Source organism: Nodosilinea sp. AN01ver1, from assembly GCF_050565655.1.
GTDB lineage: Bacteria > Cyanobacteriota > Cyanobacteriia > Phormidesmidales > Phormidesmidaceae > Nodosilinea.
Window position 1 is genome coordinate 143,570 of the sequence record NZ_JBNXVS010000011.1, and the last position, 12,602, is coordinate 156,171.

The following is a 12,602-nucleotide window of genomic DNA, read 5'->3' on the forward strand; positions in this document are numbered from 1 at the left end:
CCCTAACCAGTACGCTATCAGAAAGAGGCCCCTGCGAAAAGTATGGACCCAAAAGATATGACCCCAAACGCATGGACCTAGTGCTTTGCCACACCACCGCCGACTTCGACACCCTAGGGGCGGCCGTGGGGCTGACGCGCCTGCAGCCGGGGCGGCGGATTGTGCTGACGGGGGGTAGTCACCCCACGGTGCAGCGGTTCTTAGCCCTCCACCGCGACGAGTATCCGCTGATTGAGCGGCGGGCGGTCGACCCCAGCCAGATTCGCCATCTCACTCTGGTCGATGCCCAACAGCCCGAGCGATTTGGCCCAGCGGCTGACTGGATCACTCAGGCCGCAAAAAACCAGGTGCCTATCGCCGTATACGACCATCATCCTGCCGCTGAGAAGACCGATAAAACGGCGGTTGTGGCGGCTCAGGAGCGCACAATTGAGGCCGTGGGGGCCGCAACTACGCTGGTCGTAGAGGTGCTGCAGCAGCAGGAGATTGAGCCAACTGTGGCCGAGGCAACGGTGATGGCCCTGGGTATTCATGTGGATACCGGCTCACTGCTCTATGAAACCGCTACCGCTCGCGATGCGGCTGCTCTGGCCTGGTTGATGGGCCACGGGGCCAGTCTTTCGGTGATTGCCGATTTTGTCGAACCGGGGCTGAGCCCGAGGCTGCAAGATTTGTTGACGGCGGCGCTGGCGGCGCTACAGGTAGAAACGATAGAGGGCCTGAGCCTGGCCTGGGTGCTGCTCAAAATCGATCGCTACCTGCCGGGGCTATCGGGGCTGGCCGAACAGCTGATGTCGCTGGCCGAGGCCGATGCCCTGCTGTTTGGGGCCTATTATCCCGGTTCTAGCCAGGCCAGCTCTAGTCAGGAAAACGAGTCTTCTACGTCATTAGACCAGTCACAAGGATCAGTCTCTAAGTCGGCTGGGGAAGACCCTATTCCTCAGAAGCTGACGCTGATTGGCCGGGCGCGGGGTCGCCTGGGCGATCACTTAGACTGGGGCGCACTGCTGGCGGCGGTGGGCGGTGGTGGTCACCCGACGGCGGCCTCAGCTGCGACAACGACGGCCGATCCAGAAGCGGTGGTGCAGCGGTTGCTAGAGCAGGCGCGATCGCAGCTGCCGGTTCAGCCCACCGCCCGCGATTTAATGTCGTCGCCAGTGCGCACCATTCGCCCCGAGACCACGATCCGCGAGGCCCAGCGGATTTTGCTGCGCTACGGCCACTCGGGCTTGTCGGTGGTGGACGCAGGCGATCGCCTGGTAGGCGTGATCTCCCGTCGGGACCTTGACTTGGCCCTCCACCACGGTTTTAGCCACGCTCCGGTGAAGGGCTACATGGCCACTAACCTCAAAACCGTTGTCCCCGACACTCCCCTGGCCGACATCGAGCACCTGATGGTGACCTACGACATTGGTCGTCTGCCGGTGCTGCGGGAGGGGGCACTGGTCGGCATCGTGACGCGCACCGACCTGCTGCGCCACCTGCACCAGGGGCCGATTTCTGCCGCCGCTGAGCAGGCGCTCCCCACTCGGCCCACGGCGGCAACGCTGCAGCAGACCTTGGAAACCAATCTGTCGCCCGAGCTGCAGAATATTTTGCGGCAGCTGGCGATCGCGGCCCAGGAGCGCGGCTGGCACCTCTACCTGGTGGGCGGTGCCGTGCGCGATTTGCTGATCGGCGGCGATCGCGCCTCGACCGTCTTACCCGACCTCGATCTGGTGGTTGATGGCGGCTTTAACCCAGTTCAGGTGGGAGCCGGGGTTGAGCTGGCCGCCGTGGTCGAGCAGCACTTTCCCGAGGTCGATGTGCAGGTACACGGGCGGTTTCAGACGGCGTCTCTGGTGTGGCGCAAAGATCTCGACCACAGCCTGGCTGGCCTGATGATCGATATCGCCACCGCCCGCACCGAGTTTTACCCCTACCCGGCAGCTAACCCCGAGGTCGAAGCCAGCTCCATTCAGCAAGACCTGTACCGTCGCGACTTCACCATCAACGCCCTGGCCCTGCGGCTGACCTCGCCCGGTGCCGGGCAGCTGCTCGACTACTTTGGCGGGCTGATGGATCTGCGGCAGGGCGTTATTCGCGTTCTGCACGCCAACAGCTTTATTGAAGACCCCACCCGCATCTACCGGGCCGTGCGGTTTGCGGTGCGCCTGGGGTTTAGCCTCGACAGCCAAACCGAGGGCTACATTCACCACGCCCTGGCCAGCGGAGCCTATACCCAAATGCAGCGTCAGGTCAGACGTGCCCCCGCCCTCCAGACCCGGCTTAAAAACGAGCTCAAGTACATTCTCGAAGCCCCCTATTGGCAGGCGGCTCTGGCTCTGCTCGATCGGCTTCAGGCCCTGCGCTGTTTGCACGATGACCTGGCAATGACCCCAGCTCTGTGGCAGCAGCTGCGCCGGCTCAGCCGCTGGGTAGAGCGCTTTGACTGGGCAGAGGTAGGGCCACCCTGGCTGCTGCGGCTGGAGGGACTGCTGGCCGCAGTGCCGACCGAGGCGCGATCGCCCCTGGCTGCCGATCTACATCTCCCCGATCGCACTCAGGAGCGCCTTACCCAGCTCGACGGGCGAGAACATCGCTGGCAGGCCCTGGTGGCCACTAACCCTGCTCCCAGCGATCTCTACACCGCATTTAGCCAAGCCGACAGGGCCACCCTGCTGCTGGCCAGCGCCCGCCACCCCCGCCGTTTAGGACCAGCCATCTGGCGGTATCTAATGCAGTGGACCGTCACCCCGGCCCTAATCGACGGCAACCGGCTCAAAGCCTTGGGCTATCGGCCAGGGCCTCAGTTTCGGCCCATGCTAGAGGCCCTGTTCGCGGCCCAGCTCAACGGCGACATGACCACTTCAGCCGAGGCCGAGGTCTGGCTAGCTCAGCACTATCCCAGGTCCTAGCCACGGCGCAACATATTGGCACATCCCAGCTCTGAACACGTTAAGAACGGGTTACAGTGGCAAAGATCTTGACCGCTCCTGTGATTATGACCCTAGCCGTGGGCACCGCCCTGCAAAATGGGACCTACGTCATCGACGCGTGGGTAGCTGATGACACCGTTGGCCCCCTGTACCTGGCCATGGATGTGTCTCGGGGGCAGTGGGTACAGCTGCGCGTGTTGGGCAGCCGCAATCCAGAAACCCTGCCCGATGTCTCCGAGCGGCAGGCCTTCTACCGCTACCTGGAGCAGGTGAATGGGCTTAAGCACAGGGCTCTACCACCGCGTCTGGGCGGGTTTGAAGAAGACGGTGTCTGCTACCAAACGTTGGCCAATCCAGCCGGTATGCCGCTCGATCGCCTCATCTCTGGTCAGGCTCTTCTCCCGCCTCGAACTAGCCTGGCCGTGCTGCGTCAGCTCGTCGAGGTCCTTGAAACGTTGCGTCCCCTGGGCTGGGCTGGGCTGCGGCTCACCCCCGACCAGGTCTGGTATACCCCAGAGGCGCAAACTATTACCTTTACAGGGTTTGACCTGGTTCAAGCCCCCTCCGCAGCCACCAGCTTAGCTGAGAGTGATTCTGGTTCTCTCGCAGAATCGGCCACAGAATCGGCCCTGGTGCGAGGGCTCAGTCATCTGCTGTACTTTTTGCTAACCGGGCAGCGGGCCGAGGCCACCAAGGCTCCTCTCGCCGTCGAGCTGCGTCGCTGTCACCCGGCTTTACCAACCAGCTTGGATGCGGCCCTAGAGGCCGGTAGCCCCGCAGCCGGACAGCTACCCAGGGTTTCTCTGACGGATTGGACTGCGCTGCTGCCCGCTGACGCTGAGTTACCCATAGATCAATTGTCCGCCGAACCGTCACCCGTTCCCCCCACCGGGGCGGCGGCTCCGGCTTCGACTGGGCCAGCGACTGTAGTTGTGGCTGGCCGCTCAACGTCAGCGGGTCAGCTAGAGTCGCAGACCTGGGGGAGCGATCGCCCTCGCCCCCCCGCCGTAAGCTCCCCCGCTCGCCAGCCCTCGACGACCCTGGCGCTGGTATTGACAGGGTTAGTGGCCACCGCTAGCGGGCTGGGCCTGGGGCTCTATGCCCGCCTGCAGCCCGCTAGCTCTGCCAACCCCGAGCGGCTTAACCCCAACCAGTCTTTTCCGCCCCTGCCCGACTGGAATGGCGGTGAACTCTGGCAACCCTGGAACGATGCTCCAGCACTGCGCGATCGGCCAGACTACGGCAGTACACCGCCCCCTGGTTCTGAGCCTGCCCCCGACTTGGCCCCCAATCCGCAGGAGCCCGCTGCCCCTCCTCCGGCTGTACCCCAACCTCAGCCCACTCCCGATCCGGTCGTCGAGCCCGAAGAATCTGAGGAAGACCCCTGGCAGGTACCGATCGAGCCCTCAGATCAGCCAATGCCGGCCCCAGAACTGCCGACCAACCCGGCCCCTCTCCCCGGTACTGCTCCCGCTCCGGCACCAGCACCGCAGGCTCCCCCGCCGCCGCTAGAAGCTCCACCCTTGACGGCTCCGGCGGAGGGGGCTGCTCCAGCTCCACTCACCGCCCCGCCTCAGCCCCCGGTAGCACCTGCCCCGGCTTCTAGCTAGGTGATCGGGCCAGGCCGCCACAATTTGCATCGATATCTGCCCAGTGTTAGATGAATAAGAACGTTATAATTCTCTACAGTTAATATTTCTGTTACATGACCCGTTTCCCTGAGGTTTACCATGAGTAGCCCTGTGCTGCACGCGTTTTACGTCGGTCGCGCTCTGGCCGATGCAATCAACGAGCGGGCCGAGCGGTTGTTGACCGACGGCCTGAGCCTGGCGGGCAAATTTGATGCCGAGCAGCGGGAATACTTTCGACAGTTCACCGAAGATGTAATGGCCCGAGCCCAGCAGGCCGAGGCCGAAGCCGGAGTTTCCTACTCCAGTACGGCACCGAGTGCTGCGACGACCGATCTCCAGGCCACCATTGACACGCTGCGGGCCGAAATTGCGCAAGTGCGGGTTGCCCTGCAGCAGTATCGAACCACCCCCCAGGTCTAGAAACTCCAGTATCCAGCCTTGGGTTTCGCGCCCAGGCCAACGCCTTGGGCTGGAATAGAGTTCCAAAGCCGCTGCTGTCGCCCCTGTTTTCCTTGCCTAGGAGCCTGAGTGTCTGCTGTTTCCGATTCGTCTGCATCGTCTAAGCTACCCTCCCCCCAAGTTAGCGGAGAGGGCAGTCTGGAGCATAGTTTGGAGGTCAATGGCGGTGTTCTAAACCCGCTGCTCCCCGAGCCTTTGCTGGAGGGTGAGGTGGCCTCGCAGCTGCCCTTGGCTAGCACGATTGGTATTGAGTCGTCTCTCGACGACAAGGGCTTGCCCTTTAGCCAGAAGGCTTACCGCTGGAATCAGGGCCGCTATTCTCGGCAGCGTCGCTTTGTCGATATTTGGGGGTTTGTGCTGCGGCTGCTGTGGGCCCGCTGGCTCTACGGCAAAGCCTGGAGCTACGGCGGCGCTATGACCCCCGACGCCCAGGCGGCCCGGCGGCATCAGCTAGCCGTATGGATTCGCGAAACGCTGCTCGACTTAGGGCCAACGTTTATCAAGGTAGGGCAGCTTTTCTCAACCCGGGCCGATATTTTCCCGATCGAGTTTGTCGAAGAACTCTCCAAGCTACAGGATCGGGTGCCCGCTTTTAGCTATGAGCAAGCCCGCGACATCATTCAGGCTGACCTGGGTAAGCCTATTCACACCCTCTACCGCACCTTCGACCCCATTCCTCTCGCTGCCGCTAGCCTGGGGCAAGTGCACCGAGCCCAGCTGCATACGGGTGAAGAGGTGGTCGTCAAGGTGCAGCGACCGGGGCTGCGATCGCTCTTCACCATCGACCTCTCGATTCTCAAAGGCATTGCCCACTACTTTCAAAACCACCCCAGCTGGGGCAGGGGCCGCGACTGGCTCGGCATTTATGAAGAGTGCTGCCGCATTCTGTGGGAAGAAATTGACTACCTCAACGAAGGGCGCAATGCAGACACGTTTCGCCGCAACTTTCGAGGTGAAGACTGGGTCAATGTGCCCCGCGTCTTCTGGCGGCTGACCTCCTCACGGGTGGTCACGCTCGAATACATGCCGGGCATCAAGATCAGCCACTACGACGCCCTAGAGGCGGCTGGCCTAGACCGCAGCCGCCTGGCCCGGCTGGGTGCCCAGGCTTACCTGCACCAGCTGCTGAACAACGGCTTTTTCCACGCCGACCCTCACCCCGGCAATATTGCCGTCAGCCTGGATGGGTCGCTCATTTTCTACGACTTTGGCATGATGGGGCAGGTTCAGCCGCTGACCCGCCAGCGGTTGATGAATACGTTTATGGGCATCGCCCAGCGCAACGCTGAGCAGGTGATGAATTCGCTGGTGGAGTTAGGAGCGCTGGCCGAAATCGAGGATATGAGCCCGGTGCGGCGCTCTATCCAGTATATTTTGGATAACTTCATGGACAAGCCCTTTGAGGAGCAGTCCATCAATGCCATCAGCGACGACCTGTACGCGGTAGCTTATGACCAGCCCTTTCGCTTTCCGGCTACCTTTACCTTCGTCATGCGGGCCTTTTCTACCCTAGAAGGGGTGGGTAAAGGGCTCGACCCCGAGTTCAACTTTATGGAAGCGGCTAAGCCGTTTGCTGCACAGCTTATGTCTAATGGTAATCCGACCGATGGCGCTAACAGTCTGCTGGGTGAGCTGAGCCGCCAGGCTGCCCAGGTCAGCACCTCTGCCCTGGGCCTGCCCCGACGCATTGAAGATACCCTCGACAAGCTAGAGCGCGGTGATATTCGCGTGCGGGTGCGCTCCATTGAAACCGATCGCGCCCTGCGCCGAATCAGCGGCGTATCGATGGCCAACAACTACGCCATTTTGCTCGGCGCATTTACCCTCTCGGCTACCGGGCTGCTGCTGTCAGAGTTTGTCTGGCTGGCCGTTATACCAGGGGTACTGGCGGTGGGTACGGGTATTGCGTTTTTGCGATCGGTACTCAAGATTAACCGGGCCGATCGCATGCCCTAATGGTTTGGTCCGAGATTGCTATGGTGGACTGCATTTTTTCAGGACTATCTGACCCAGGGCTGCTGCGCACCAGCAACCAAGATGATTACTATATTGACCCCAAGGGGCGGTTTTTTATTGTCGCCGACGGTATGGGGGGCCACGCCGGGGGGCAAGAGGCCAGCCGCTTGGCCACGACCGCGATCAAAACGTATCTAGACCAGCATTGGCACGTTGAAACCGCCACAGCGCTGCTGCTAGAGCAGGCCCTGAAGCAGGCCAACAACGCTATTCTCGACGACCAGCGGCGACACCCAGAGCGGGCCGACATGGGCACGACAGTGGTGCTGGTGACCTTTCGCGATCGCGATCCCTGGTGCGCCCACGTGGGCGATTCTCGCCTCTATCGGCTGCGGGGTCATCACCTGGAGCAGCTGACCGAAGACCACACCTGGATTGCTAAGGCCATTCGGGCCGGTGAGGTCACACCGGCCCAGTCGCGCACCCATCCGTGGCGGCACGTGCTCTCTCAATGCCTGGGGCGCGATGACCTGAGCGAAATTGATGTTCAGCCTATTGAGGTGCAGGGGGGCGATCGCCTGCTGCTGTGCAGCGACGGGCTGACCGAAGAATTGTCAGATCACCTGATTGCTTCTCATCTCAAATCGATTCGCGCTTGTGAAGCCGCCGCAGCGGCGCTTGTTAACTCCGCCAAGCAGCGGGGGGGCCGCGACAACATAACGGTAGTGGTAGTAAATGTAACGCCGTCTTTAAACAGCGCCGAAACCAAGGCCGAAACCAGCACCGATGCCTAGCTGCGCCCGTTAATATCCCTCCTACCAGGGGTAAATCTTTTGCGGTTCGCAGATCTGCCCTCAGGCCCATGCTGCTCAGCCTGAGATAATGCTAAGTCAGCGTAGCTTCTGAACGCTCAAACCGCTGGTTTTGCTCGATCGCGACGACAAATTGACCATTAGCCCAGGCTATAGCTGCTCAAGCGAAGAATATCTTAAGAAGTTTACCCTGAGCATTTTTGCTTAGCCTTCATTGCTAAAAGTTGTAAATTCTCTGCCGACAGATGACGGCCTGAGAATGAATTGTTATATTCGCTCATAACGCCAACAACTGGATCTTTGTCAAATGATTGTTATAATTTGTAAACCATCGCGCATTGATCGCGGTTGGCGTTGTGGTTAAACCCATTCCAGTCAAGAAGCCAGAGGCATTCAGCTTGGTTTTCCGGCATGGAGAACTGGTTGAAGACCGCAGGCAAGTGTCTCAGGCGCTGAGTCTGGGGTACTGATCTCAGCTGGGGTGTTGTTCTCTCTCTCTCTGGAGTAAATCCATGAACGAACCGATGCAACTCTCACTGGAGCAGCAGTTTAGTCTGCGATCGTTTGAAACTCAGGTCGACAAAATGAGTCGTGAACAAGCTCAGCAGTTCTTAGTCAAGCTGTACGAGCAGATGATGATGCGAGAAAGCATGTACAAGCACTTTCTCAAGCACGAATGGGGCATCGGGCCAAACCCCCAGATCTAGTCTCTACACCTGTTCACGCTCTCATGTAACAGCATGAAGACGACGACCTCCCTCTCTCGCAGGATTACCTTGAATCAGGCCGGGGATGTCGGGGCGTCAGCTTCAATGCTCTCAATTCAATGCTCTCAACAAGTGTCTCAGACGTTGAGCCGAGCAACAGCCAAAGCGCTCGACTCGAGGCCCTTCCGCAGCTTAGGCTGCCCTCACAGCTTCGATAGTCTGTCGAGTAGTACTCCAGACGATGCTGATCAGTATTTTAGCAATTCAACCCTTTAGGACGCCGGGGCTAAGTGACCCTGCCCCTCAGCTTAATGTCAAGCTATGGGTAACCTACCCATGGTCAAGATAGGTCAGCGCTTTCTCTTCAGCCATGACCCTTGACCAGAGCTTGTTCAGCAGAGTTAAAACGCCACGGTCAAACGCTATGGTTAATAAAGAGGGATTGTCCCGCCGCTAGTGACGGGCTGGGAAGCGACAATTCCTCTCAATCGTCGAGCTTAATGTTGAGCTGGGTAGCGGCCTGAGTAGGGCCGGTCTTTAACCATGGCATGCTTGACCAGTTTTGTTGCACCGGAACGGGGGAACTATGTTTCAGCGCGCGCTCATCTGCACCGACTTTACCGATGGCATTTACCGGCTGGCGCAATTTGTGCCGAGTTTGGCCGCTGGAGGGTTGAAATCGCTGGTGTTTGTGCACTGCGTGTCGGTGGAGAGCGGGCCAGGGATTCCGCGGCAGGACTCGGCGAAGCTGGAGCCGGCTCGTCAGCGCCTGCAGGAACTGCTGCGGGAGGCTCCTGCCGACATTGAGGTCACCGTCGAGGTGCAGCTAGGCCGCGCCAGCGACTGTATTCTACGCCTAGCCAAGCAGCACCAGGCCGACGTGATTTTTTTGGGCAGCCCAACCCGCACGCTGCTGGAAGAAAAGCTGTTTGGTAGCACCACCGCAGCCCTGGCCGAAAAAACGAGCGTGCCGATGATTATATTGCGGCCTCAGCTGGTGTCTACCTACACAACGGCTGAGCTGGAGCTGCGCTGTGCCCACCTGTTTCGCTATCTGCTAATACCCTACGACGGCACTGAAGGGGGGGAAAAAATAATTCAGAACATTCACTACCAGGTCAAGAATAATTCTGACTCGGTGCTGGAGCGGGTGCGGTTGCTGTGGGTGATCGACGACCATATGCGCCGTGAGCTGCGGGGCGATCGCCTGGTTGAGCAGGCCCAGCAGGAGCTTGATAGACTGCAGGCAGAATTGGCAGAACTCAACTTGGTGGTCAACACAACCGTCGTGGAGGGCAGCCCGCTAGAGGAAATTATGAAAACCGCTGAGACCCACGACATCAGCGCGATCGCTACCTGCTCTCGCAACATTGAAGGCATTCTCAGGTGGTCGTCCCCCAGTCTCACCCGCGAGATCATGCGGGGCAGCTGGCATCCGGTACTATTTTTTCCCAGTTAAGCGGGCCTAACGTCCTGCAGAGGCACTCAGTCAGAAAGGCTAGAGCCGGTATCGATATAGATAGACTCTAGCTTTTGCAGCACCTTGGCCTTGAGCTTGGTTTGCAGCTCGTTGCGCAACAGGTCACGGCTGGTGGCGATCGCTCCGGTAGAAGGTCTGCTGCGGGCGGTTAGAGTCCACTCCTGCAGCAGGCTGCGCTGGGGGTCAGAGACGCTGCAGCTCAGCACATGGGCACAGCGACGCGGATTTTCGAGCGCAAACAGCAGCAGTTTGTAGGCTCCGCTTTGACTCAGCAGCCCGGTTATATCTTGGCCCACAGCCGTTTTGAGGTCGAGATAGCAGGGCAACCAGCGGGCCCCGTAGGCGCTGCTGTAAAGCACGGTGAGCCACAGGACCATGGGGTGGGGGGCCATGGTGCAGATGAAGGTGTTGTAGCGAGTGCTGACCAGTCGTCGGTTGATTTCGGTGTCGGGCATCATGGCCCAAAGGGTGGCTAGAGCACCTTTGCTGGTGGGCAGCGGGTGGGGAAAGACAATTTCTGCGACGGGCTTGGTCGCAGGCCACACGGTCAGCTTGCAAACCTGGTCTTCTTTCACAACCTCGGTAGAGGCGGGCTGGCGGGTGACAGGTACCCGGTTGAGGGTAGTACCAATCCGCTGGCTAATGCGAAAACCATTGACGTAGCGCGACTGAAGTGGCTCAAGGGCCTGCAAGAGGTCTTGGGTATTCTGAGGGCGGTCTGCTGGCGGCTTGGCCATACAGCTCATGACCAGGTCTTCGAGCAGCTTGGGAATTTTGATACTGCTAGCTACCTCACCCATGCGCTTGGGGGCTTGGGTCTGATGCACTTTATACCAGCCGCCAAAGGTATGGCTGCTGGCCCGCAGGGGGAGATGGCCAGTCAGCATCTGAAACATCATGACCCCGAGGCTATAGATGTCAGAGCGGCTGTCTAGGTCGCGACCTTCCATCTGCTCAGGGGAGGCATAGGCCAGGGTACCCATGAAGCAGTTGGTTTGGTCGCTGTCGATTTGCATGAGCTTGGCGATGCCAAAGTCTAAAATCTTAGCCAGCTCCCCCAAGGTAGGGTCTTGCACAATCATGATGTTGCTGGGCTTGATATCGCGGTGGATGATGGGCACCGGATCGGGCTGAGTTTTTAAGATGATGCCGTCGTGGGCGGCCTGCAGACCCAGGCAAATCTGTCGAATCAGGCCCAAAAATCGAGGTACGGGCAGGGGCTGAAGATTGATCAACTGGCTCAGGCTTTGCCCCTGCAGGTATTCCATGACGTAGAAGGGCACCCCTTCGTCGCTGACGCCGTAGTCGGTGACGCGCACCACGTGAATGCTTTTTTGGCCCAGCTGAGCACAGGTCATCGCCTCCTGCATGAAGCGATCGCGCATTTTTTCGCCGGGCATGGTTTGGGACAGCAGCTTTACGGCTACTTTGACGCTGCCCAACAGCAAATCTTCGGCTAGATACACGCGACCCATAGACCCCTGCCCAATGGGTTCTAGCAGTTCGTAGCGGTTTGCTAATTTACAGCCCAGATTTGAGTCAGCCATAAAACGGTACTAGCCAATAGTCGGCGGTGGGGCAGTGAGCAAAAGGATACTGACGGACAAACAATGGACAGAGCCAGGTTCGCTGTTTGAGCAAACTGGCCAGAGCGTGACGCAGCCAGGTTACCCAACCGCAGCGACGGGCACCTATCGATGACAGTACTAGGCCTTTTGCCTCCCCTAGAGTTGACCTAGAAACCAGTTGCAACCTATCTACCAGCACCCTGCTGCACAACCAGATCTCTCTCCAAAGCTAAGTCAGCTTCTCAGCCCTGGGATAGAGTTAATATGCCCAGCTACAGCTAAAAGGCATTGTTTCACTGTAGTACATTCTATTGTGGGTATTCCACAGATGGCTGCTGGTCGTGGGCCGGGCTAAAGCCCCACGGTGGGCGTGCCCTGTAGGTGTAGGGTTGCCTCCATGGCGCTGGTCAGATAGTGCCCAGTCATAATACCGCTGGAGAGGTGGTAGCGATCGTTATCGAGGCGGTAGAGGGTTTCAAACCCGGTGCGGCGCTGGCGATCGCCCAGCGCCCAGTACCGCTGAATAATGGAGTCGGGGGCAACCCAGCCCTCCCCTTCGACCCGGCCCAGCAGGCTGTGCTGGAGCACAAAGGTATATTGGCAGTCGCCACTGGTCAATCGACCCCGGTACTGAAGCGCCATTTCGTCAGGCTGGGCCTCGGGTATGGCCAGCTTCATAATCATGGTGAACCAGTCGTCGCGACTCCAGGCGATCAAGATTTTGCCCTTGACCGGGGTGGGGAGGCGATCGCGCTCCATCCAGCTGCCCTGCAGGGTCCACCGGCCAGGCTCAATTAAAAAGCTATGCACCACACACCGCTCCCCCAGCCATTAACATCCCTTTTATACTGCTTGGCAGCCTGGCCCACTGTCATTTGTCCTGTGCTTCTCAAGCATACGCCCTATTGCTCAGACTGAGGTATGGAGCCTGGACAACCCTTAGGCCAAGGTACAGGGACAAAACTCGAATGAGCGCAGAGGGCTAGAGCTGACGGGGATTTGACAAATTGGAGGGAGAGGCGGTGAGCTAGGAATTACCACACCCCTACCATCACCACCTCATGAACGAGA

Annotated in this window: 9 protein-coding genes; 7 read left to right on the plus strand and 2 right to left on the minus strand. The window is 59.4% G+C overall.

Annotation, left to right across the window (positions count from 1 at the left end; genetic code table 11):
- Positions 1-71 precede the first annotated feature (71 nt).
- From ACQ4N7_RS11640 to ACQ4N7_RS11670, 7 genes are all read left to right on the plus strand, one after another.
- The gene (locus tag ACQ4N7_RS11640; protein WP_430711767.1) at positions 72-2,897 is read left to right on the plus strand and encodes a CBS domain-containing protein; all 2,826 of its coding nucleotides are present in this window, start codon (positions 72-74) and stop codon (positions 2,895-2,897) included.
- A 56-nt stretch (positions 2,898-2,953) separates the two neighbouring features.
- Complete coding sequence (locus ACQ4N7_RS11645; protein WP_430711768.1) at positions 2,954-4,528, plus strand: hypothetical protein; 1,575 nt, start codon at positions 2,954-2,956, stop codon at positions 4,526-4,528.
- Positions 4,529-4,648: 120 nt separating this feature from the next.
- Positions 4,649-4,969, plus strand: a complete 321-nt coding sequence (locus ACQ4N7_RS11650; protein WP_430711769.1) for a DUF6825 family protein — start codon at positions 4,649-4,651, stop codon at positions 4,967-4,969.
- Positions 4,970-5,218: 249 nt separating this feature from the next.
- Positions 5,219-6,964 carry an ABC1 kinase family protein gene (locus tag ACQ4N7_RS11655; protein ID WP_430711775.1) on the plus strand — a complete coding sequence of 582 codons (1,746 nt, stop codon included), beginning with the start codon at positions 5,219-5,221 and terminating at the stop codon, positions 6,962-6,964.
- Between the two features lie 20 nt (positions 6,965-6,984).
- Positions 6,985-7,758, plus strand: a complete 774-nt coding sequence (locus ACQ4N7_RS11660; protein WP_430711770.1) for a PP2C family protein-serine/threonine phosphatase — start codon at positions 6,985-6,987, stop codon at positions 7,756-7,758.
- Positions 7,759-8,288: 530 nt separating this feature from the next.
- The gene (locus tag ACQ4N7_RS11665; protein ID WP_106867012.1) at positions 8,289-8,483 is read left to right on the plus strand and encodes an NblA/ycf18 family protein; all 195 of its coding nucleotides are present in this window, start codon (positions 8,289-8,291) and stop codon (positions 8,481-8,483) included.
- 586 nt (positions 8,484-9,069) lie between these two features.
- Positions 9,070-9,942, plus strand: a complete 873-nt coding sequence (locus ACQ4N7_RS11670; RefSeq protein ID WP_430711771.1) for a universal stress protein — start codon at positions 9,070-9,072, stop codon at positions 9,940-9,942.
- 26 nt (positions 9,943-9,968) lie between these two features.
- On the opposite strand, the gene ACQ4N7_RS11675 is transcribed toward ACQ4N7_RS11670, so the two are convergent.
- Together ACQ4N7_RS11675 and ACQ4N7_RS11680 are read right to left on the minus strand one after the other, a co-directional pair.
- Positions 9,969-11,510, minus strand: coding sequence for a serine/threonine-protein kinase (locus ACQ4N7_RS11675; RefSeq protein WP_430711772.1), 1,542 nt, complete (start codon positions 11,508-11,510; stop codon positions 9,969-9,971).
- 372 nt (positions 11,511-11,882) lie between these two features.
- Complete coding sequence (locus ACQ4N7_RS11680) at positions 11,883-12,344, minus strand: hypothetical protein (RefSeq protein ID WP_430711773.1); 462 nt, start codon at positions 12,342-12,344, stop codon at positions 11,883-11,885.
- Between the last annotated feature and the right edge of the window lie 258 nt (positions 12,345-12,602).

Bases quoted from the DNA above. Each gene is read 5' to 3' on its own strand.
- ACQ4N7_RS11640 (WP_430711767.1), top strand. From the start codon at position 72: ATGGACCTAGTGCTTTGCCACACCACCGCCGACTTCGACACCCTAGGG.
- ACQ4N7_RS11650 (WP_430711769.1), top strand. From the start codon at position 4,649: ATGAGTAGCCCTGTGCTGCACGCGTTTTACGTCGGTCGCGCTCTGGCC.
- ACQ4N7_RS11660 (WP_430711770.1), top strand. From the start codon at position 6,985: ATGGTGGACTGCATTTTTTCAGGACTATCTGACCCAGGGCTGCTGCGC.
- ACQ4N7_RS11665 (WP_106867012.1), top strand. From the start codon at position 8,289: ATGAACGAACCGATGCAACTCTCACTGGAGCAGCAGTTTAGTCTGCGA.
- ACQ4N7_RS11670 (WP_430711771.1), top strand. From the start codon at position 9,070: ATGTTTCAGCGCGCGCTCATCTGCACCGACTTTACCGATGGCATTTAC.
- ACQ4N7_RS11675 (WP_430711772.1), bottom strand. From the start codon at position 11,510: ATGGCTGACTCAAATCTGGGCTGTAAATTAGCAAACCGCTACGAACTG.